This window comes from Afipia massiliensis (assembly GCF_014203115.1).
Classification (GTDB): Bacteria; Pseudomonadota; Alphaproteobacteria; order Rhizobiales; family Xanthobacteraceae; genus Afipia; species Afipia massiliensis.
Window position 1 is genome coordinate 158287 of sequence record NZ_JACHIJ010000004.1, and the last position, 20642, is coordinate 178928.

Here is a 20642-nt window from a genome sequence, read left to right on the forward strand (position 1 = left end):
TTGTTGCTCTGATATATCAGCACGTCTTGCGCTATTTGAACAGTTCCAAACTGGCATGACGAATCCGAGTTCGCCGCATTTCACAGTGCTTGAAGTTCGGATTCGAAGAGACACCGGAGATCGGTGCCGATCCGGCCGCGCTATCCGACCAGCGCTCCCAGTTCCCGGCGCATCGGCATCACCGGCATCACCGCCTGCACCACCAGACCGCGGGCGCGGGCATCAAGGACGCCGACGGCACGCAGGGCGAACAGCGTGATCGCCTGCACCGAATCGCGCAGCTTCACCGGATCGTCGATCTCGGCGGACGCCAGTGGCCCGACCAGCGATTCGTGCAGAGCGCCGATCAGGGCGGTGGCCGCCAACGCGATATCCTGCGCCGGCAGGTGCCCTGCCCGCACCGCGGCTTCGATCCGCGCTTCGACCTCGGCTGAAATCTCGCGGCGGCTGGCGACCCGGGTTTCGGTAACATCGACATCGACCGGCTCGGCGAGGATGCCCCAGGCCAGCTTGCGGTTCGACACCACATGCACCGCGATGGTGGTCACGGCGGCAGCCAGAGCGGATGACGGCCCAGGTGCCGCGTCGGCCGCACGGCGGATCGCCGTCAATTCCGCGCGCGATACGTCGGCAATCAGTTCGGAAATCAGGTCCGCTTTTGACGGAAAATAGCGGTAGACCGTACCCGCCGCGACATTGGCGCGGGTGGCGACCGGCGCGATCTGAACCGCGGCCATTCCGCCTTCAGCAGCGGCGTCGCGCGCTGCCGCAAGGATTGCATTGCGGCGTGCCGCAAGGCGCTTCACGACCTGATGAGTTCGCCTGTAAACCATTGATGGCGTTCGTCTCCCAAAAAGAAGTGAACACCAGTTCAAAAGCGGAGACAAGCGATTCGGTGCAGCCGGATTCAAATTCGCAGTGCAGCAAAAATTGGGAAATTTCAGCCGCTGAATCCGAGCGCCCGTGCCAGTGCAGCCACAGCCATGCCGGTGATCACCGCGACGAACTCATTGCGCCGGATGATGGTGATCGCCACTGCTGCGCCGATGGCAAACAGGACGACGGCCCCGCCATTGACCGCGACCGGCAGCGACGCTGCGACAATGATCGAGCCCGGCAGCGCATCCAGCATCCGCCGCACGCGCGGGGTGACGTTGACGTAACCCATCAGCCAGTAGCCGCCGAGGCGCGAAGCGACGGTCACGGCCGTCATCACGGCGAACGCGATCATCACATCGGAACGCATGAACTCGCTCATGCGGGATCTCCGTGTTTGGCGCGCGCGTCTTCGGCCGGTGGATCGTCATCCATCAATCCGGCACTGATCGCGCCCGACACAGCGCCTGCGATGATGAACCACCAGCCCGGCACCAGCCAGTGCACCGCGAGCGCCACCACACCCGACACGGCCCACGGGATCGCCCGCCGCGGACCTTTCCAGGCCGGCACCAGCATCGCCGCATAAAACGCCGGCACCACGAGATCGACGCCGTATTTCTTCGGGTCGCTCAATTGTCCGGCAAGCAGATATCCCGGCAGCGACGACACAAACCAGAGAACGTAAAGCACGACGCCGCCGCTCACGAAGAACGACGCATCCGCCCCGCCGTGATTGCGATAGCGCGTGGCGGCGAGCCAGCCGCCGTCAGTGACCAACAGCATCGACGGATAGGACTGCCACGCCGGCAGCGTGCCGAACCATGGGCGGAGACTGGCGCTCATCAGAGCGAAGCGGATGTTGACGGTCAGGGTCAGCAGCGCCAGCGTTGCGATCGACGAGGCTGTCAGCGTATCCGGTCAGGATGAGACTGCGACGAACTGCGACAGCCCGCCATAGACGAAGGCCATCATCACCTGCACTTCGGTGAGGGTGAAATTCTTCTGCGCGCAAAGTGCGCCGAACGCCATGCCGAAGGCGAGCGTGCCCGGCAGCATCGGCGCGATGGCGACGATGCCCGGCATGATAGCGTTGCGCGACCAGTAAGCCGGCGCATGAAAGTGGTCTGGGGCCGTCGGGGTGGTCATCGGTTCATCCGCAAGAAGATTTCTCTGCGTGCGTCGATTGCGGCGAAGGGTCAAGCAATCTGGCTGCCACCTATGTTGGATAAGGGGGCAACTGCAAAAGCCCATGCAGACCGCGCGGAGCGCGGACATAAGTGAAAAGAAAAAGGCCGGTTCACGAACCGGCCTTTCTCAAACGTATCGTCTCGTTCTTTATGCCTGCGGCTGCGGCTCAAGGCCGGCATCCGGACGCGGACGCGGCTTGCCGGCAGGCGGCACCGCCGAGGTGCGCGGACCGGTCGGCTCCAGAACCGATTCGCGGTTCGGCTTCTTGCCGTTCAGGAGATCGGTGATCTCGTCGCCGGAGAGCGTCTCGAACTCGAGCAGACCCTTGGCGAGGGTTTCGAGATCGGCGCGCTTCTCGGTGAGAATGCGCGTCGCTTCCTTGTAGCCCTCTTCGACGAAGCGGCGGATTTCCTTATCGATCTTCTGAACGGTCGCCTCGGAGGCATTCTGGGTGCGTGACACCGACATGCCGAGGAACACCTCATCCTGGTTTTCACCATAGGACACGGTTCCGAGTTCTTCCGACAGACCCCAGCGCGTCACCATCATGCGGGCAAGCCGTGTGGCCTGCTCGATGTCGGACGACGCACCCGACGTCACCTTCTCCTTGCCGAAGATCAGTTCTTCCGCGACGCGGCCACCCATCATGATGGCGAGACGCGAGGTCATCTGTTCGAGCGACATCGACAGCTTGTCGCGCTCCGGCAACTGCATCACCATGCCGAGCGCACGGCCGCGCGGAATGATGGTCGCCTTGTGAATCGGATCGGTCGCGATGACGTTGAGGCCGACGATGGCGTGGCCGCCTTCGTGATAGGCCGTCAGCATCTTCTCTTCCTCGGTCATGACGAGCGACTTGCGCTCCGCGCCCATCATCACCTTGTCCTTGGCCTCTTCGAACTCGGATTGCGTGACCATGCGCTTGTTGCGGCGCGCGGCGGTCAATGCGGCTTCGTTGACGAGGTTCATCAGGTCGGCGCCGGAGAAACCGGGCGTGCCGCGTGCGATGGTCTTGAGGTTGATGTCCGGCGCCAACGGCACCTTGCGGACGTGAACCTTGAGGATCTGCTCGCGGCCGACGACATCCGGATTCGGCACCACGACCTGACGGTCGAAGCGGCCGGGACGCAGCAGCGCAGGATCGAGCACGTCGGGACGGTTGGTCGCGGCAATGAGGATCACGCCCTCATTGGCTTCGAAGCCGTCCATCTCGACCAGCAACTGGTTCAGCGTCTGTTCGCGCTCGTCGTTGCCGCCGCCGAGGCCTGCGCCACGATGACGACCGACTGCGTCGATTTCGTCGATGAAGATGATGCACGGTGCATTCTTCTTGGCCTGCTCGAACATGTCGCGCACGCGCGACGCACCGACGCCGACGAACATTTCGACGAAGTCCGAACCCGAGATGGTGAAGAACGGGACGTTGGCTTCGCCAGCCACCGCACGCGCGATCAAGGTTTTGCCGGTGCCCGGAGGTCCGACCAGCAGCACACCGCGCGGAATCCGTCCGCCGAGGCGCTGATATTTTCCGGGATCGCGGAGGAACTCGACGATTTCCTGCAGATCCTGCTTGGCTTCATCGACACCCGCGACGTCCTCGAACGTCACGCGACCATGCGCTTCAGTGAGCATCTTTGCCCGTGACTTGCCAAAACCCATGGCTTTGCCGGCGCCGCCCTGCATCTGGCGCGACAGGAAGACCCACACGCCGATCAGCGCGATGAACGGAAGCCACGACACCAGTAGCGACACGAACCACGGCACGTTGTCACCCGGCGGCTTGGCAGTGATCGACACCTTGCCGTCGTACAGACGCTTGATCAGCGTCGGGTCGCTCGGCGCGTAGGTGTGGAAGGTCGAGCCGTTGGTGAAGGTGCCGTTGACGTCCGGTCCCTGGATGACCACGTCACGGACGCGGTTCTGATCGACCTCGGTCAGCAGTTGGGAGAATGAAATGTCCTGAGAGGCAGCCCGCTGTCCCGGATTCTGGAAAAGCGTGAATAATGCCAACAGCAGCAAGACGATAATGACCCAGAGGGCGAAATTGCGCAGATTGGCGTTCATTGGGCTTCCTTCGTGGCCGCATGGATCGCGGCCTGATGTCCTTGGGTCTGCAACACGTTTTCGGTGTCGGTTGCATTACAATCTAGGTGCGGGCCCCCCCGATGCCAAGGGAACCTCTCGGGACTATTTAACGCATCTTAATGCCATTCCGGGTGAAATAAGGGCGGTTTGGCGCGGCTGTTTCAACAGTGGTTAAGGCAAACCAAGCCTTATTAAAGCAATCCAGCCTTGCGCCGGCCCCGCGGCGGCGCTGGCGCGATCTGGATACGGTTACTCTGGATGCTGATGACGGCCCCAGCCAGCGTCTGCTTCAGCCGGATGCGCCCGGCGACGGACTTTCCCGCTGTTACAGCCTGATCCATCGCCTGCAGCAGCGCCTCGACCTTGCCGAGTTCGGCCGGTCCTTCGTGACCGACGCGGTTGATCGTGCGCATCAGGAGCCGCACCCGGATTTCGTCGGTCAATGCCGAGAACGCCGCGAGGTCGAACCCTGCCGTGGAACTCACTCCATCGATGCTTGCCAGATAACGCTCCGCGCCGTCGGTCATGACATCGAGCGCGGCATTGGCGCGGGCGAGACGTGCCGCCAGCCGCACCAGACTGCGCGCATCGGCGCCTTCCGCCGCGAGCGCCGGCATCAGCGCGCGCAATCGCGGCCGGGTGAAGAGCGGATCGTGATTGGTCGGATCGTCGGCGAACGCGACGCCGGCCTTCTCGAGCGTAGCGACGAGCCGCGACTTCGGCACATCCAGAAACGGCCGCGCCAGAACCACGCCATCGCGGTCCGATTGCCGCGCCATCGCTGCCAGTCCGGCGATACCGCTGCCGCGCGACAGCCGCATGATGACGGTCTCGGCCTGATCGTCCCGGGTATGAGCAGTGAAGATATGCGACGCTCCGCAACTCCGCGCGGCACGCGCCAGCAATCGATAGCGCGCCTCTCGCGCCGCCGACGGCAATCCGGTTTTCGGCTTTTCGCCTTGCCACCGCAGCGTGCGGTGTTCGACATCCAGCGCCTTAGCAAGTTGCCTGACGTCGCGCGCCTCGCGCGCAGCCTCCTTGCGCAGGCCGTGATCGACCGTGACCGCAACGAGACGCGGACCTTTTTTCAGCGCGCGCCGCCAGCGCGCGGCGAGCCACATCAAGGCCAGCGAATCCGGACCGCCGGAGACTGCCAGCACAAGCGCCGGCGCGCTCTTCCATTCGGAGAACAGGTTCCGCGCTTCGGCGGCGCTGACGATGGGAGATTCTTCTGGCCTGGGCATGATGTCGTCCGGACGTCCGGATTTGTTTCGTGGGATCATGCCCCAAAAACGGTGCGAAGTCGCTCGGACCCTTTCGAAACTCATAAACTCGTCATGCCCGCGCTTGTCGCGGGCATCCACGTCTTACTTGCTGGCATGGTACGGGTGGCCGGGACGCCGCCCGGTCGATGTGGCCGAGGCGGATTATCCTCAGCAACCGACGCGCTTTTGTTCGCGGCCGACGCCCTGCTTCACCCCGTTCGAGGCACGGGGATATTTGCGGGTGATTTCACCGAACGCGGCGCAGGCGGCTTCCTTTTCCTTGAGTGCCGCGAGCGACTGGCCAAGACGCAACAGCGAGTCCGGCGCTTTCGCCGAGGTGTCGTACTTCGTGGTCACGCCAAGAAACACTTCGGCCGCGTCGCGATACTTCTGCCGCTGATAGAGGCTCTCGCCGAGCCAGTATTGCGAATCCGGCAGCAGCGCATCGGTCGGATATTTCTGCGCGAAATTCCGCAGCGTCTCTTCGGCGAGCGCGTAGTCCTTGCGCTGGATGTAGCCGATACCGAGATCGAACTCGTCGCGCGGCGTTGCCGACGGTGGTAACGTCGTCAGCGATGCCGTCGTATTCGGGGCCGGCGATAACGGGCGCTGCACCGGCGCATGGTTAGGATCGCGCGAATTGCCGACATTCGACAGATCGAGCGGTTCGCCTGCATCACGGCCACCCGGCGCACCGATCGGACCTTCGGCCAGCGGCGCCTGACCTCCGCCGAGCGCGCGCGGCACACCCGGCGCACTGGGGTTCTTGCTCGGATCGAAAGCATCGCCGCGACGGCCGCTGCTGGCGACGGGGGCTGCAATCACGGCAGGTGCCGGACCGCTCGCAGGCGGCGGCTGGTAACCGGGATTTGGCTGATATCCTGCATTGGGCTGAGGCTGCGGCACGACAGCGACGTTAGGCGCTACGGGTCGCGGCGCAGCGGCCTGACCAGGCTGCGCCGGTTGTCCGCCCTGGAGCGCCCGTAACTGCTCCTCGAGCTGGCGGTTGCGGTATTGCAATTCCTCGTTCTGTCCGGTCAGCGTGCGCAGCTGGTTTTCCAGCCGCTCGATGCGGAGTTCAGGATCAATGTCCTGCTGGGCGGACGCCCCGGCAGACAGCCACACGGGAGCGGACGCGAGCACCGCATAGACGAGAATTTGAAATCTGGATGACATTTTGACCCGGCGAATAAAGCAGTTTCGCGAACAACAATGTCGGTTTCAGTACGCCAAAAATGTGGCTGACGACAGGGCCGACAAAACAAAAACGGCGCCCGCAGGCGCCGTTTTCAAAAGGCTCTCGGCGACGTTCTTACGAACTGGCGTTCAGCACGGTCACGGCGCGGCGGTTCTGCGACCAGCACGAGATGTCATTACAGACCGCGACCGGACGTTCCTTGCCGTAGGAGATCGTCCGCATGCGGCTCGGATCGATGCCACGCGACGCGAGGAAGCTGCGAACCGACTGCGCGCGCTTTGCGCCGAGCGCGATATTGTACTCGCGGGTGCCGCGCTCGTCGGCGTGACCTTCGATCGTGAAGGCGTAGCGATTGTACTGCTGCAGCCACTGCGCCTGCTTGTCGAGGGTCGCGATGGCCTGCGGCGACAGTTCGGTCTGATCGCTCTCGAAGAACACGCGGTCGCCGACATTGACCACGAAATCTTGCTGGCTGCCCGGCACCGCCGCGCTCGCCATGGCATCGCCGCCGACTCCGGTTTTGTTGGCGCAAGCGCCCATCGAAAGCGCCACAGCCAAGACCGCAGCCAGCTTCAATCCCTGGAGGATACGCATCTGATGTTTCATTCCGGAGCCTCCACGCTCTGGTTACTAAAGGACTGGTCCGGTCTACAGCGGCTTGGTTAAGCGAACGTTCCGTCAACCTTGATGAGGCGTTGCCGGACACGCTCAAATGCCACACATCCGGCAAAACCGATGCCGATGGTTAATGCGGGATGAATATGGCGCGATGGTGAATGCGCCAGGTAAAAAGGGCCCCAGCCACTGGCTGGAGCCCTTTATTTGATAGGAAATTCCGGCTGTTCGGGCCGGAGACGCCTCAGGACCGCGGGGCGATAGTCGCCTGCGCGAACGGAAACTGCGGCAGAGTGAGAACCGGTGCGGCTTCCATCGGGGACTGGCTGCGCTCGAACAGCTTGCGGCGCTCGAAGAAGCTTGAGCGGAAGTAGGGATAGCGCTCGTAAACCCGTTCGCGCATCGCCGGATAATCGACCGCCATCAGACAGATTGGCTTGGTGAGACTGGGATAGTCCCGCGGCTCGCTGATCGACTTGTGCAGGAACACGCGGCGGTAGAATGCCTGATGCTCGGCGCGAACGCTCGCCAGTCCGATGTCCGCCGCAAAATACTCGCAGGCCATATAGGCAAGGCGCAGCGTGATGTAGGGCAACTCGGGGCAGCGAGCTTCACGATCGGGGTCCGCAACGAACCGCGTCGGATCGACCAGCACACGCCCCTTGTCGATTTCAGGCTCGAGCAAATCGGGAAACACCCCGAGCGACGGACAGGTCGGCATTTCCGGCGAGGACACGGTGATCCTCAGCGAGCTCATCAGCACGCCATCGCGGTACACCCCGAAGTTCCAGGAATTCGGAAGCTCGTCGTACTGATCCTGAACCATCTGCGCTGCGTTGGGCTCGATCGTCCCTTCGCGCAGGTAGGCGCGATACCGCAAACGATAGACCTGTTCTTTGTCGGCTTGGGTTTCGGCGAGTTTATAATCAACGGCTTCGAGCGGATAGCTTAACCGTTCCGACGAACGGCCGGTCGTTCGGACAGCAGAGACCATTTTCGATGCTCCGACGAGCGATACGACAGTACCGCGCCACATGAACAGAGGTTAATACCTTCTTAACAAAATCGCAAAGTGTTGCAGGAGTTAACCTTAACCCCTGTCAACGATAAAAGCTGTTACCTGCATTGCGGCCATGTCGGATGAAGAAGGCGTGTGGATCGCGGGGCGAATATCAGCGCAATGTCTGCCGCAGCGGAATGACACCCTTGGTCGAGGCACCGTGCGATGCCTTCAACAGCTCGCGCACGCGGGGCGCAGGAACCGGACGGCTGAACAGGAAGCCCTGCGCTTCGGTGACCGTTCCTTCGGCGCTGATGAGTTCGAGCTGCTCGTTGGTTTCGATGCCCTCGACGACGACCGACATGCCGAGATCTGCGCTGAGGCGCGCGACGCCGCGCAGCAGCGTCAGCGGCCGATGACTACTGCCGATATCCTCGAGGAACGAGCGGTCGATCTTCACCTTCTGAAGCGGGAAGTTATGCAGATAGCTCAGGCTCGAATATCCGGTGCCGAAATCGTCGAGCGAAATGCGAACTCCCGCCTCGCGCAGTTGCGACAGCACGTCGAGGGTCCATTGCGTGTTTCGCAACAACGATGACTCGGTGATTTCAATTTCCAGCCGATGCGCCGGCAGGCCGGACACCTCGAGCGCATAGCGCACCTCGGTCATGACGTCGCGTTGATGGAATTGCTGCGGCGAGAAATTGACCGCGACGCTGACCGGATCCGGCCACTTCATGCATTCCATGCAGGCCTTGCGCAGAATCCATCGGCCGAGGTCCACGACAAGGCCCATGTCCTCGACAACCGGAATGATGTCGGCCGGGGAAACCGCGCCGCGCGTCGGATGATTCCAGCGCAGCAACGCTTCGCAGGTCGAAATGCGGCCCGATTTGAGATTGACCAGCGGCTGGTAGTACAGCTCGAACTCCTCATGCGCGAGCGCATGACGCAGATCCAGTTCAAGCACGCGCCGCGTTTCGACGGTGTGCGCCATCTCATCGCGGAAGAAGCAGTAGGTGCCGCGGCCATCGGCCTTGGCGCGATACAGCGCCATATCGGCGTTCTTCAACAGAACGTCGACGCTGGCATCGGGCGACGTCATCGCGATGCCGATGCTGGCGCCGATCTCGACCAGATGATGATCGATCTCGTAGCGCTCGCTGAGACGCTCGACGATCCTGCGCGCCAGCGATGCGGCATCCTCCGTGGACTGAAGCCCGCGCTGGAACACAACGAATTCATCGCCGCCGAACCGCGCCACGAAATCCTCAGGCCGCAGCAGCCGCCGAAGCCGCGCCGTGACCGCGCACAGCAGCTTGTCGCCGCTCGGATGGCCGAGCGTATCGTTGACCTGCTTGAACTGATCGAGATCGATGAACAGCAGCGCGGACAGCCCATTGCCGGACGCCAGCATCTGCCCGATTTCGTCGCGGAAATGCACGCGGTTGGGCAGTCCCGTCAATTCGTCGAAACGCGCCATGTGACCGATCCTGGCCTCGGCATTCCGGCGCGCGGTAATGTCCTCGACCAGGACAACGGTGCCGCCGTCCACCATCGGCTGGAAGGTCCACGCCAGCGCATGCTCCTCGGAGCCCGTGGAGTACAGCGTGACGACCTCGGCCTTTTGGCTCTTTCCAGTTTGGGAAATGATCGCGTCGGCGCTGGCCGCGGTGACGGTGCCGGCCTTGAGACAGGCCGCGACGACATCGGCAGCGGACGCCCCGGACCTGATGAGATCGACTTTCAAACCCATCATGTCGTTGAAGCGATAGTTCATGACGGCAAGCCGGCCATTCGCATCGAACATGCAAAGACCGTGCGGCATGTTGTTCAACGCCGTATCGAACTGCGCGGCGATCGCCGCTTCGCGCTCGCTGGCCTCCAGCGCCTTCACGAAAATCGAGTGCAGGCTCAGGTTGATGTCCTTCAACCCGAGGAAAAACAGCACCAGCAGTCCCGCCAGCCCGATATGGTAAAGATCGCCATGGACGGCGAGCGCGAGGGACATCGGCCCGCAGGACAGCAGGATATGGAGCTGGACGATACGCGGGCGGCCGTAATTGCGCGCAGCGCCGCCGCCGGTATAGGCGATGGTCACCGTCGTACAGAGCATGTGGGCGATCGGATCGTCAGTGCCGAGCAGCACCACCGCGCACCAAAGTCCGAGCACCCCGGCGTAGAGCATCGCGCCGACCATGTAACGCGGTTCAAAATCGGCGGCCTGTTCGGGGGTAAGAACCGTGGTGCGCTTCTCGTATTTGCGCATCTGGATCGCGCGCGCGATACCGATGGTCATGATCAGCAGTGCGCACGGCCAGATCGGAGCGTAGCCGGTCTTGAGCGCCGTCATCAAAGCCGCGGCGGCGGCACAGATGGCCCCGAACAGCATCGGCCAAGAATTCTGGCACATCGAATCGACCAGCGCCGCGTAGATTCGCGGTGGAAGTTCTTCCCGATCGATCGGTCGTGGTTTGATCAGTTGCATAGGGGCGCGCGCACGTCCTTTTGAACGCACAGCTTTACCCGCCGCAGATGAAGTCTTTCTGAGCGAACATCGTTACCGATACGTTGCCGCGCTCAGTGAAGAAACGAAATCTGCCTGCAAATTCATCAAAGTAGGCAAGGGTTGCCGACCGAAGCGGCGAACCCGACGTCCGTTAACGCTTCATTTACGATAGCAGCGGCGACCAGGCGGGATCGGATGCGAAGCCGGGCGTCGGCACCTTCTGCTCGTTGCGGCCAGAAATATCCACGGTGTAGAGCGACGGCCCGCCGCCCGCTTCGCGGAAGAACATCACCACGCGGCCATTCGGGGCGAACGTCGGCCCTTCATTGTGGTAACCCGAGGTGAGGATGCGTTCGCCTGAACCGTCCGGCTTCATGATGCCGATGGAGAACTGGCCACCGCCCTGCTTGGTGAAGGCGATGTAGTCGCCGCGCGGCGACCATACCGGCGTCGAGTAACTGCCCTCGCCGAAGGAAATGCGCTGCGCCGCGCCTCCGCCCGCGCCCATCACATAGATCTGAGGCTTGCCGCCGCGATCGGACTCGAAGCAGATCCGCCCGCCATCAGGCGCATAGGAGGGCGACGTATCGATGGCCGGCGTGTCGGTGAGCCGCGTGGTCGACTTTGACCGCAGATCCATCACGAACAGGTTCGAGTTGCCGCCCTGCTGCAGGCTCATGATGATGCGCTGGCCGTCCGGCGAGAACCGCGGCGAGAACGACATGCCGGGGAAGTTGCCGACGATCTCGCGCTGGCCGGTTTCGACGTTGAACAGATAGACGCGCGGATCACCCTTGCCGAATTCCATGTAGGTGATTTCCTGCGTGGACGGCGAGAACCGCGGCGTCAGCACGAGGTCCGCACCGCGGGTGAGATAGCGCACGTTGGCGCCGTCCTGATCCATCATCGCAAGCCGCTTGACCCGGCGATCCTTAGGACCGGTCTCGTCGACGAACACGACACGGCTGTCGAAGTAACCCTTCTCGCCGGTGAGACGTTCGTAAATCTGGTCCGAGATGATGTGCGCGATACGGCGCCAGGATTCCGGCGACGTGAAATACTGCTGGCCGGTGAGCTGCTGCGCCTGTGGAACGTCCCACAGCCGGAATTCAGCCTTGAGGCGGCCGTCGCCCTGCCGCGTGGCGCGGCCGGTGACCAACGCCTGCGCATTGATCTGCCGCCAGCTCGCAAACTGCGGCGGCACGTCGATATTGGAAATGCGTTCGATGAACGCGGCCTGATCGATCGGCGCGAACAGTCCACTGCGCTTCAGGTTGTTGGTGATCACCTGCGCGATGCCGGACGCGACTTCGCCGTCGCCCTGCGAACCGGGAACGAAGTTCGGAATCGCAATCGGGATCGGTTGAAAATTGCCTTCAGTGACCGTGACGCGCGCCTGCGCCAGCGCCTTGCTGACTGGCATCGCCATCAGCAGGCCGGCGGAAGCTGCACCCGACATCATCTGGCGGCGGGTCAATTTCAGATTGGCGGCCGCGATCATCTGCTTCAACTTGGCCTGCAACTCGTCATGGTCTCGCATGCTATCCAAACTTCATTCTGGCGATGTCGCCGCTTTGATTTTCGTTACGAAAATTTTTCAGTGAATGCGGGTTCGAAAAATTTCCATTCGTCGAAGAAGGGCTCAGGCAATTTATACGGCTGGCACTCGATGATCGCGCGCATCGCACTATCCTGATAGACGCGGAAATACGGGCTCGATCCGCCCGGCAGCGGCACCGGCATGGTTTCCAGCGTGCCGTCACGCTTCAACTTGATGGTGAAGACGGCCTCGACCTTCTGCGCTTCGACGCCGCCATAAGGCTTCTTCCAGCACCGCTCCACCTGCTGGCGGAACAGGGCGCCCCAGGTCGCGGAGTTGTCGGCGGCCTTGCCTCTGGCCGTGCCGAGTGCGGCCTGCGAATTCAGCGCTGCGCCGGTGATGGATTCGCGCGACGGATCGCGCTTGTCGAGCAGGGCTGCGATCTTCGACTGATCGAAGGTACGCTCGGCCTTCTGCTTCTGCGGCTCCGGCGGCGTGGCTTTCGCCTGCGGCTTCGGCGGCTTCTTGGCCTCTTCCTTCTTCAATGCTTCCGCGATTGGATCGACTTTCGCCTGATCCGGCTTCTTCTCCGCAGGCTTCTGCTCTTCCTTCGGCTTGTTCTCGGCCACGGGCTTCGGCGGATCGGGCTTTTTCTCGACCGGCTTTTCCTCGGGCTTGGGTGTGGGTGGCGGCGCCGCCTCGGTGACCACCGGCGGCTTCTTGTCGTCGATCTTGCCCACAGCGTCATCCACCGGCGGTTTGGGCTCGGCGACCTTCTCCACCATCGGCTTCGGATTTTCCTTTTTGCCGGTCTTCATGCCCGCCATCGCCTTGGCGAACTGGTCGGCGGAAATGATGTCGACCGGAACGGAATCCTCCGGCATCGACTCGTAGGCCCTGGTCGAGAACGAGACCATGCCCCAGCCGATCACCAGGGCATGCAAAGCGACAGACGCTGCTACGGTCTTGTCGATCTTCACGTCAGTTTCCCTGCTCGACCTCGGTCACCAGAGCTACGCGCTTGAACCCTGCGGCGGACAGGCGTCCCATCACGCGCATCACCGTACCGTAATCCACCTTTGTGTCGCCGCGAACAAAGATACGCTCATCCAGGCCGCCACGCGCCTGGGTAACAGCCGTCAATTTCGGCACCAGTTCGTTCATCGGGATCTCGGTGTTGTTGAGAAACACCTTGCCGGTGAGCTGCACCGAGAGCGTCAGCGGCTCCTTGTCCTGATCGAGGCTCTTGGCCGCCGTCTGCGGCAGATCGAGCGGCACGCCGACCGTCAGCAGCGGCGCCGACACCATGAAGATGATGAGCAGCACCAGCATCACGTCCACCATCGGCGTGACGTTGATCTCGGCCATGACGTTGGCGCGGCGGTAGTGACGGCGTCCACCGCCGCTCGAACCGCCCCCGATGCTCATGCCCATGTCGAATATCCCAAGCCGTAGTTCAAGCCGTTCACCTTCACGCGCGCTCGTCGATCTGGCGCGACAGGATCGCCGAAAACTCGTCGGCGAACCCTTCAAGCCGCTGGGCCTGCCGGTTCACCTCCGAGGTGAACTTATTGTAGAAAATTGTCGCCGGAATTGCGGCGATCAGGCCGATGGCGGTGGCAAATAGCGCCTCGGCGATGCCGGGAGCGACCACCGCAAGCGAGGTGTTTTTCGAGGCGGCAATGGATTGGAAGCTCGACATGATGCCCCAGACGGTGCCGAACAGGCCGACGAACGGGCTCGCTGAGCCGACCGTCGCCAGCACCAGCAACCGCCGGTCCAGCCGCTCGACCTCGCGGGCGATCGACACGCTCATCACCTTGTCGATCCGCATCTGCAAACCTGCAAAGGAGCGCGACTGGCTCTCGAACGAGCGCTTCCACTCGCGCATCGCGGCCACGAACAAGGCGGCCATCGATTGCGTCGGCTTGGCAGCCAGCGCGCGGTACAGTTCGTCAATGGACTGCCCCGACCAGAACGCCTGTTCGAAGCGGTCCATGGCCTTCTTGGTGCGCGCGTAAAGCAGCATTTTGTCGATCGCGATGGCCCACACCCACACCGAACAGGCCAGCAGACCGAGCATGATCGTTTTGACGACGAAGTGCGCATGCCAGAACAGCGAGATCAGCGACACGTCAGCGGATGCCAACGGCAAGGCCGACTGCGCTACGTCTGCTGGATTCATGATCGGTATCCTCTCAAAGCGATTGTCCTGTTTCACGCGCGAATGGCGGCTGGTCATGGCCGCCGCCAAGCGACGACCGTCGCAGCGAAAACGCTAACGCTGCCGATCGCCCCGTTCCGGTCTCGTGTCGCGTGGGATGGCCTGTCCCAAGGCCGGGTCCTGAATCCCCTGCTAACGTGTCAAAACGAGGGCTGCCGGCATCGCTTTAGCCCAACTAACAAAACGCTAATCAGGGTTAAGGCGGAGTTACCGCAGGCGGTTCTGAGCCCGAAAATGGCCATCGCGCCAGCATCCTGCTGCTGCCGGAAGCGGGTTCCGGGGCGAATTAAGGCGCCGGTGTGGATGTGCGCCGCAGGCTCCGGACCAGGGGTTTGAGCAGTTGCGGCGAGACGTAAATCGGGAACTGGGCCAGCGCGAAATACAGCCAGGTCAGACCCGGCAACGCCCCGTCGGTCCCCGCCAGCATCAGGCCCATGTTGCGCTGAGACGCCATCAGCCCCAGCGCCAGCGCGCGTTCAGCACCGGCCTTGCGGAACACCAGCGCGGTGGCGCCGAGCAGCACGGCGAAGACCGCGAAGGCAAACACGGTGAGCAGCAGCACGCGGATGGGTTGAGCCCAGAAACTCGCCGCCACCGTGCCCATCACGGCGCTGACGAACACCAGCAGCACCAGAATGTTGAAGCCGTCGATGGACTGCCTGTAACGGACGATGGCTTCCGCGCCGACCAGACGGCGGATCAAAGCAGCGACGAAAATCGCACCGGCGAGCATCGCGAACAGCTTCAATCCCAATGCGAGCGGCGACAGCGTCAGCGCGCTTCCGAAAAACAGCCAGGCGAACAGCGGCGCACTCAGCGGCACCAGCGCGGTCCCGGTGACAAGCGTGATCAGGACCAGCGTCGAATCCAGCCCCATCAGCGCAACCAGCGCGGGCGACGCCATCATCGGCGACGCCACAGCCTGAAGCATCAGGCCGAGAAACAGATCCGGCGCGGATCGGTCGATGCCGGTGACAATGCCGCCGAGGCCGAACAGCAGCGGCACCGCGAAACTGCTCCAGAGCGTCGCGCCGATCACCAGCGCCGACCGCGCGAGATGGCCGCGCATCGCGGCGACATCGACCCGCATGAACGAAATACAGAGCAGCAGGAAGATCGCCTCGGTGACATAAGGCTTCAAAAATACGCCGAGCGGTGGAACGGCGATGCCGATGAAAACCAGCGCCGCGATTGCACGCGCGCCCTGACGGCCAAGCCAGGCGAGCGCCGCCACAGGCAAGGCAAGTGAATGCTGCATGATCGCAGGCATAGTGACTCCCGCAGGCCCAATAAGAGAGGCCCTGATCCGATGGATTGGATGACAAAAGGAAGCGGTTGATGCATGCCGTGAGCGCAAACCGGCGCTCGCATGCGATCGCGGGGATCAGCCTACCAGATGCCGCTGCATGAGACGGCTCGCCACCAGCGGCGGCGCAATGAGATGACGTTCCTGATCATGCTGTATTCAAACCCATCCGGGATGCGATGGCAATTGGAATGACCTTCAGCCAAACTCAAGTGCTTTGTTTGTGACGCAGGATCGGATTTAATCGACGGATGACATCCACCGTCCCGACCACGACCAATTCAGGCGCATCGCGGCGCGGCGCGTTCACGTCGTCGATCCTGATCCTGTCGAACCTGGTGCCGCTCCTGGGAATCCTGTTCTGGGGCTGGGACACGTTCGTGCTGCTGTGTCTCTATTGCCTGGAGACCGCGGTGATCGGGTTCTGGACCATTGCGCGGGTCGCGACGATGTCCCGCGATCCGGGCTCTGTTGCGGGACGCAGCATTGCCGGCACTCTCGCTCTCGCGGGATTCTTTACGTTGCATGCCGGGCTGTTCATGACCGTACACATGCTGTTCATCTACACGCTGTTCGCGGGCCTGTGGGCCGGGCGCATTCACGATGCACGGGATTTCATCAGCCTGATCGTGATCGGCAAGGATTTGTGGATTCCGCTGCTGGCGCTGTTCGTGGGCCAGGGCGCGATCTTCATCAACGACGCGGTGAACCGTTTCGTGTTCGCGAAGCCGCCGCTGACCGGCGCCGACACCGGCGCGATCATGGGCGATTTCTACAAACGCATCGTGATCATGCATGTGGCGATCATGGGCGGCGCGTTCATCGCGCAGGCGATCGGAACCGCCGCGCCGCTGATTGTGCTGGTGCTGCTCAAGGTCGCGATTGAGATCCGGTTCACGATGCGGAGCAAAAATGCCGGAATGCCGGTTTCCTCGCCTGCAGGTGGCTGACACGCGCGCACGTGATGCATATCCACCCGTTGAACGAAACCGCGTCGCCGGTTAGAATTCGTCCGCTATGAAATTCATGACACTCAGCATCCGCTCGGCCTTCTTTCAAACCTGATCGGCCCCGCCTGCTTGCAGGCAAAAGCCGGGTTTGAAAAAGCCCAATCCAATAGCCGGCCTCGCTTCCAACAGCGAACGTCTGCGGCTGGCCGATGTCATGAGAGTTTCCTATGCCCCACACTGCAGAACCTGCACGTGCGCTGACCGATGCGCAAATCGAACAGTTCATCCGCGATGGATACGTGAAGATTGAACGGGCCTTTCCCCGCGAACTTACTGATCAAGGCCGAGACATTCTTTGGCGCGACACCGGTTGCGATCCGGATAATCCGAAGACATGGACAAGGCCTGTCATTCGACTGGGCCAATATGGACAACAGCCATTCGCGATGGCTGCAAATACCCCGATCCTTCATCATGCGTTCGACCAGCTTGCCGGCAAGGATCGCTGGCAGCCTCGCATGAGTCTCGGCACTTTCCCTGTGCGGTTTCCCTCGCCCGAGGATCCGGGCGACGCAGGGTGGCATATCGACGTCAGTTTCGGGACAGAGCATCCCGATTTCATGGAGTGGCGGGCGAACGTCACCTCGAAGGACCGGGCGCTGCTGATGTTGTTCCTGTTCTCCGATGTCGGCCAAGAGGATGCACCGACTCGTATTCGCGCAGGATCGCATCTCGATATCGCGAGGATACTCGCCCCAGCGGGCGAGAACGGTTTGACGCTCAGGGAGCTTGCCGCTAACGGCTTCGCGGAGACAGCGGAGTTGCCGGAGGTGCTGGCGACGGGCGACGCGGGAACAGTCTATCTCTGCCACCCGTTTCTTGTGCATGCGGCTCAGCCGCATCGCGGCACCCGGCCGCGGTTTATGGCTCAGCCACCGCTTTTGCCGGCTGTGCCGTTATCGCTCGATAGACATCACGATGACTATTCGCCGGTAGAACAAGCGATCCGGTTAGCGCTGACGTAGCGATCCGTAAAATAAAACCGCCCACCTCTAAGCGAGATGGGCGGTTTCGTTAGCCAGTCAGGAGACGGGGTTTATCCCTGCGGCTGATCGTTCGGCGGCGTCGGGCGCTGCTTGTGCTGCGCCATGAAGGCGTCGAACTCTTCCTTGTCCTTGGCGTGACGCAGGCGGTCGAGGAAGTCCTTGAACTCGGTCTGCTCTTCCTCAAGACGGCGCAGCGTCTCCATGCGGTAGTCATCGAAGGCGCGGTTGCCGCTCGACGGCGCATAGTATCCGCGGCCTTCCATACGGCTGCGCATCCGCTCCATCTTGTCCTGCATGCGCTCCATCTTGTCGGCCCAGCGGCCGTGACGATCATGAGACCAGCAACCCATGTTTCTACTCCAGAGTGAGTAAGCGAGAGCGGCCAACCCGAGCGGCCACCAGATGATGAAACCAGCCACGATCAGGATGATCCGGCCGGGATGAAAACCCGGACGCCAATCGGGGCGAGATTCGTAGTTGTCGTGACGCGGTCCGGCCCAGGCAGGGCGGCCCCATCTGTCGAGGTGTGCGGTGTTGGCGTTTGCGGGGTTCGCCATAAACGTCCTCCCTGAGTTTCACGCTTCCGTGAATGTAAATAACATTTACATAGATAAAACATCCGGGGATTTTGTCAAGCGGAGCCTCACTCGGGTCCGAAAAATTATTTGGAGGACGCGGCGTGCCGGTGCTGATCGGTCGGGAACCCGAGCCCCTTGAGATAAATCAGCACGCCCGCCTCCAGCAGATCTTCCGGCGACATCGGCAGCTTGCGGCGCGCGGCATCGCCGCGTCCGAACAGCGACGCGATGCCGTGGGACATCGACCAGATGTGAAGCGCCATCATCATCGCGGGCGGACGCGGCACGCCCGGAGGCGCCATCGCGACCAGCCGTTCCGATGCTGCGCGAATGACCGCAAAGGCGCGTTCGCCGGCGAGCAGCAAAGCCGGATTGCTCTCGAGCGGAACGCCCGATTCAAACATTGCCGAGTAATAGGCGGGGTTTTCGCGCGCGAAGGCGAGATAGGCTTTGCCGATGCGCTGGAATGCCGTCGGCGTATCGGGCTGGCCATCGTCCCACGCGGCGGTGAGCTGCGCTTCGAATTGCTCGAAGCCCTGCTGCGCAACACTGGCGAGCAACTCGTCGCGGTCGCGGAAATGTCGATACGGCGCTGCCGGACTGACACCGGCCGACCGCGCGGCTTCGGCGAAGGTGAAACCTGCCGGACCCTTGTTCGCAATCAGATCGAGCGCGGCCTGCACCAGCGCTTCTTTCAGATTGCCGTGATGGTACCCGCCGTCACGACGGCCGCGACCCTTGTTCCAGCTCATTTTGCGTATCTACTCATGTAAACCTCTTTTACATGAGTTGCGCCCAGCCGTCACCAAGCCTTTGTCCCCGCTGGCGAAGGCCCGCAGATCAAATCCACCGTTCCTTTTGCAATGGCTTCCAGCTCGGCGCGCGGCAGGCGGGCTCGTGAGCGGATCGCCAGCGCCTCGACGGTCGATGCCGCGATCTGCGACAGGACCTGCACATTCGCCGTGGGCGGCAGTTCGCCAGTCTCCACCGCAATCTGGAAACGCTTGGCCAGCGTGCGCTGTGTCGAACCCAGCGCCCTCTGCACCAGAGGACGGATCTCCGGATCGGCCATCGCTTCAGATGTCGCCGTCATCACGGTAAAGCAGCCGCGCGGGCCATTTTCGCCGGCGAGATAGACGTCGAGCGCGATCGCATAGATCTTTTCCAGCATCTGCCGCAGCGTCAGCCCAGGCGCGAAAGCAGGCGCAAAGGTCGCCGCCATTTCGGCGCGGTAACGCTCATAGGCCTTCAGAAACAGCTCACGCTTGTCGCCGAACGTCCCGTAGAGACTCGGCCGGTTGATCCCCATCGCTTCACTCAGGTCGTCGAGCGAGGTCGCCGCGAAACCGCCGTCCCTGAACGTGTCCATCGCCTTGCCCAGCGCCACGTCCGGCTCGAAGGCGCGCGGACGCCCGCGCTTTTTCGGCGGATCAACTGCTGGCTTCGGTGGATTCTGCTTTTTTTGTACCATATCGCAAATAATTCTCTTGACCGCATTTAATTTATGCGGAACGGTATAAAAATCAAGGACGCACCGGTTTCAACCAAGGAGATGCACCATGGACCTCTATTTCTCTCCCCTCGCCTGCTCGATGGCAACCCGCATCGCGCTTTATGAAGCCGGCGCCGACGCCCGCTACCTCGAGGTCGATCCGAAATCCAAGAAAGTGCTGCAGGACAATTCGGATTTCCGCAGCGTGAATCCGCTCGGCCTTGTCCCGACCATCAGCACCGATGACGGTCTCGTCCTCACCGAGAACGCCGCTATCCTTCAGTATGTCGCCGACCGTTTCCCGAATGCCGGCATCGGCACTGATGCGGGGATCGAGCGCAGCCGGTTGCAGCAGTGGCTGTGTTTTGTCGGCACCGAATTGCACAAGGGATTGTTCGTCACCCTGCTCGACCGGAAGGCGCCGGCTGATGTCCACGCATATACGTTGGCCAAGGGGATTTCACGGCTCGACTATCTCAACAGCTATCTCGATGGACGCGAATTCCTGCTCGATCATTTCAGCGTGGCCGACGCCTATCTCGGCACAGTGCTGAACTGGACCATGGCGACGCCGCCGATTGACCTCAAGAAGTGGCCTGCGATCAACGATTACCTGGCTCGGTTCAAGACGCGACCAAGCGTGATGAAAGCTCTTGCCGAGGAGTTCGAACTCTACAAGGCCGAGATCGCGCGCCACAAGGCGGCAGCGTAACTCTCTGACGGCAACTCAGGCGGCGTTGCGCACCCCCTCGCGCACGCCGCTCCTT

General features: G+C 62.2%; 19 protein-coding genes and 1 pseudogene. 3 read left to right on the top strand and 17 right to left on the bottom strand.

Annotated features, from left to right (window positions below):
* Window positions 1–140: 140 nt before the first annotated feature.
* The 14 genes and pseudogenes from HNQ36_RS14500 to HNQ36_RS14565 form a co-directional block, all read right to left on the bottom strand.
* Complete coding sequence (locus tag HNQ36_RS14500) at window positions 141–833, bottom strand: TetR/AcrR family transcriptional regulator (RefSeq protein WP_046827739.1); 693 nt, start codon at window positions 831–833, stop codon at window positions 141–143.
* A 107-nt stretch (window positions 834–940) separates the two neighbouring features.
* Window positions 941–1258: an AzlD family protein gene (locus tag HNQ36_RS14505; protein ID WP_046827740.1), complete on the bottom strand. Its 318-nt coding sequence runs from the start codon at window positions 1256–1258 to the stop codon at window positions 941–943.
* Window positions 1255–2025 (bottom strand): annotated as a pseudogene (locus tag HNQ36_RS14510) (AzlC family ABC transporter permease). The gene HNQ36_RS14505 and the pseudogene HNQ36_RS14510 overlap by 4 nt, the downstream one beginning before the upstream one ends.
* Before the next feature lie 189 nt (window positions 2026–2214).
* Window positions 2215–4131, bottom strand: coding sequence for an ATP-dependent zinc metalloprotease FtsH (gene ftsH, locus HNQ36_RS14515; protein WP_184086239.1), 1917 nt, complete (start codon window positions 4129–4131; stop codon window positions 2215–2217).
* A 212-nt stretch (window positions 4132–4343) separates the two neighbouring features.
* On the bottom strand, window positions 4344–5396 hold the full coding sequence (tilS, locus tag HNQ36_RS14520) for a tRNA lysidine(34) synthetase TilS (RefSeq protein WP_184086241.1): 1053 nt from the start codon (window positions 5394–5396) through the stop codon (window positions 4344–4346).
* A 189-nt stretch (window positions 5397–5585) separates the two neighbouring features.
* Window positions 5586–6593, bottom strand: coding sequence for a tol-pal system protein YbgF (gene ybgF / locus HNQ36_RS14525; protein WP_184086243.1), 1008 nt, complete (start codon window positions 6591–6593; stop codon window positions 5586–5588).
* A gap of 136 nt (window positions 6594–6729) precedes the next feature.
* Window positions 6730–7221 (bottom strand): peptidoglycan-associated lipoprotein Pal, encoded by a 492-nt coding sequence (gene pal / locus HNQ36_RS14530; protein ID WP_184086244.1) that lies wholly within the window; start codon window positions 7219–7221, stop codon window positions 6730–6732.
* Window positions 7222–7474: 253 nt separating this feature from the next.
* Window positions 7475–8224, bottom strand: a complete 750-nt coding sequence (locus HNQ36_RS14535) for an N-acyl amino acid synthase FeeM domain-containing protein (RefSeq protein ID WP_184086245.1) — start codon at window positions 8222–8224, stop codon at window positions 7475–7477.
* Between the two features lie 178 nt (window positions 8225–8402).
* Window positions 8403–10718, bottom strand: a complete 2316-nt coding sequence (locus HNQ36_RS14540) for a putative bifunctional diguanylate cyclase/phosphodiesterase (RefSeq protein ID WP_184086247.1) — start codon at window positions 10716–10718, stop codon at window positions 8403–8405.
* A gap of 184 nt (window positions 10719–10902) precedes the next feature.
* Window positions 10903–12240 (bottom strand): Tol-Pal system beta propeller repeat protein TolB, encoded by a 1338-nt coding sequence (gene tolB, locus HNQ36_RS14545; RefSeq protein WP_184087061.1) that lies wholly within the window; start codon window positions 12238–12240, stop codon window positions 10903–10905.
* 83 nt (window positions 12241–12323) lie between these two features.
* Window positions 12324–13259, bottom strand: coding sequence for a cell envelope integrity protein TolA (locus HNQ36_RS14550; protein ID WP_184086249.1), 936 nt, complete (start codon window positions 13257–13259; stop codon window positions 12324–12326).
* Window position 13260: 1 nt separating this feature from the next.
* Window positions 13261–13713 carry a protein TolR gene (gene tolR / locus HNQ36_RS14555; protein WP_046827748.1) on the bottom strand — a complete coding sequence of 151 codons (453 nt, stop codon included), beginning with the start codon at window positions 13711–13713 and terminating at the stop codon, window positions 13261–13263.
* A 37-nt stretch (window positions 13714–13750) separates the two neighbouring features.
* Window positions 13751–14464: a protein TolQ gene (tolQ, locus tag HNQ36_RS14560; RefSeq protein WP_046829619.1), complete on the bottom strand. Its 714-nt coding sequence runs from the start codon at window positions 14462–14464 to the stop codon at window positions 13751–13753.
* Window positions 14465–14789: 325 nt separating this feature from the next.
* Complete coding sequence (locus HNQ36_RS14565; RefSeq protein ID WP_184086251.1) at window positions 14790–15773, bottom strand: Na+-dependent transporter; 984 nt, start codon at window positions 15771–15773, stop codon at window positions 14790–14792.
* Between the two features lie 287 nt (window positions 15774–16060).
* Between HNQ36_RS14565 and HNQ36_RS14570 the strand changes: the two genes are divergently transcribed.
* Complete coding sequence (locus tag HNQ36_RS14570) at window positions 16061–16759, top strand: DUF6498-containing protein (protein ID WP_184086254.1); 699 nt, start codon at window positions 16061–16063, stop codon at window positions 16757–16759.
* A 227-nt stretch (window positions 16760–16986) separates the two neighbouring features.
* Entirely contained in the window at window positions 16987–17784 is a 798-nt protein-coding gene (locus tag HNQ36_RS14575; protein ID WP_184086256.1) for a phytanoyl-CoA dioxygenase family protein, read from the top strand.
* Between the two features lie 71 nt (window positions 17785–17855).
* On the opposite strand, the gene HNQ36_RS14580 is transcribed toward HNQ36_RS14575, so the two are convergent.
* The 3 genes from HNQ36_RS14580 to HNQ36_RS14590 all read right to left on the bottom strand — a co-directional run bounded on the left by HNQ36_RS14580 (window position 17856) and on the right by HNQ36_RS14590 (window position 19854).
* The gene (locus tag HNQ36_RS14580; protein ID WP_184086258.1) at window positions 17856–18362 is read right to left on the bottom strand and encodes a DUF2852 domain-containing protein; all 507 of its coding nucleotides are present in this window, start codon (window positions 18360–18362) and stop codon (window positions 17856–17858) included.
* Window positions 18363–18466: 104 nt separating this feature from the next.
* The gene (locus HNQ36_RS14585; protein WP_184086260.1) at window positions 18467–19135 is read right to left on the bottom strand and encodes a TetR/AcrR family transcriptional regulator; all 669 of its coding nucleotides are present in this window, start codon (window positions 19133–19135) and stop codon (window positions 18467–18469) included.
* A gap of 50 nt (window positions 19136–19185) precedes the next feature.
* Entirely contained in the window at window positions 19186–19854 is a 669-nt protein-coding gene (locus HNQ36_RS14590; protein ID WP_184086262.1) for a TetR/AcrR family transcriptional regulator, read from the bottom strand.
* Between the two features lie 88 nt (window positions 19855–19942).
* Here HNQ36_RS14590 and HNQ36_RS14595 point away from each other — a divergent pair, with 88 nt between their 5' ends.
* On the top strand, window positions 19943–20587 hold the full coding sequence (locus tag HNQ36_RS14595; protein ID WP_184086264.1) for a glutathione S-transferase N-terminal domain-containing protein: 645 nt from the start codon (window positions 19943–19945) through the stop codon (window positions 20585–20587).
* The last annotated feature ends 55 nt before the right edge of the window (window positions 20588–20642 follow it).

What these genes read in the sequence shown, in the direction of transcription:
- HNQ36_RS14505 (WP_046827740.1), bottom strand. Translation starts at nt 1,258, where the DNA reads ATGAGCGAGTTCATGCGTTCCGATGTGATGATCGCGTTCGCCGTGATG.
- HNQ36_RS14580 (WP_184086258.1), bottom strand. Translation starts at nt 18,362, where the DNA reads ATGGCGAACCCCGCAAACGCCAACACCGCACACCTCGACAGATGGGGC.
- tolR (WP_046827748.1), bottom strand. Translation starts at nt 13,713, where the DNA reads ATGGGCATGAGCATCGGGGGCGGTTCGAGCGGCGGTGGACGCCGTCAC.
- HNQ36_RS14500 (WP_046827739.1), bottom strand. Translation starts at nt 833, where the DNA reads ATGGTTTACAGGCGAACTCATCAGGTCGTGAAGCGCCTTGCGGCACGC.
- ftsH (WP_184086239.1), bottom strand. Translation starts at nt 4,131, where the DNA reads ATGAACGCCAATCTGCGCAATTTCGCCCTCTGGGTCATTATCGTCTTG.
- tolQ (WP_046829619.1), bottom strand. Translation starts at nt 14,464, where the DNA reads ATGAATCCAGCAGACGTAGCGCAGTCGGCCTTGCCGTTGGCATCCGCT.
- HNQ36_RS14565 (WP_184086251.1), bottom strand. Translation starts at nt 15,773, where the DNA reads ATGCCTGCGATCATGCAGCATTCACTTGCCTTGCCTGTGGCGGCGCTC.
- tilS (WP_184086241.1), bottom strand. Translation starts at nt 5,396, where the DNA reads ATGCCCAGGCCAGAAGAATCTCCCATCGTCAGCGCCGCCGAAGCGCGG.
- HNQ36_RS14590 (WP_184086262.1), bottom strand. Translation starts at nt 19,854, where the DNA reads ATGGTACAAAAAAAGCAGAATCCACCGAAGCCAGCAGTTGATCCGCCG.
- HNQ36_RS14585 (WP_184086260.1), bottom strand. Translation starts at nt 19,135, where the DNA reads ATGAGCTGGAACAAGGGTCGCGGCCGTCGTGACGGCGGGTACCATCAC.
- HNQ36_RS14570 (WP_184086254.1), top strand. Translation starts at nt 16,061, where the DNA reads ATGACATCCACCGTCCCGACCACGACCAATTCAGGCGCATCGCGGCGC.
- tolB (WP_184087061.1), bottom strand. Translation starts at nt 12,240, where the DNA reads ATGATCGCGGCCGCCAATCTGAAATTGACCCGCCGCCAGATGATGTCG.
- HNQ36_RS14575 (WP_184086256.1), top strand. Translation starts at nt 16,987, where the DNA reads ATGCCCCACACTGCAGAACCTGCACGTGCGCTGACCGATGCGCAAATC.
- HNQ36_RS14595 (WP_184086264.1), top strand. Translation starts at nt 19,943, where the DNA reads ATGGACCTCTATTTCTCTCCCCTCGCCTGCTCGATGGCAACCCGCATC.
- HNQ36_RS14535 (WP_184086245.1), bottom strand. Translation starts at nt 8,224, where the DNA reads ATGGTCTCTGCTGTCCGAACGACCGGCCGTTCGTCGGAACGGTTAAGC.
- pal (WP_184086244.1), bottom strand. Translation starts at nt 7,221, where the DNA reads ATGAAACATCAGATGCGTATCCTCCAGGGATTGAAGCTGGCTGCGGTC.
- ybgF (WP_184086243.1), bottom strand. Translation starts at nt 6,593, where the DNA reads ATGTCATCCAGATTTCAAATTCTCGTCTATGCGGTGCTCGCGTCCGCT.
- HNQ36_RS14540 (WP_184086247.1), bottom strand. Translation starts at nt 10,718, where the DNA reads ATGCAACTGATCAAACCACGACCGATCGATCGGGAAGAACTTCCACCG.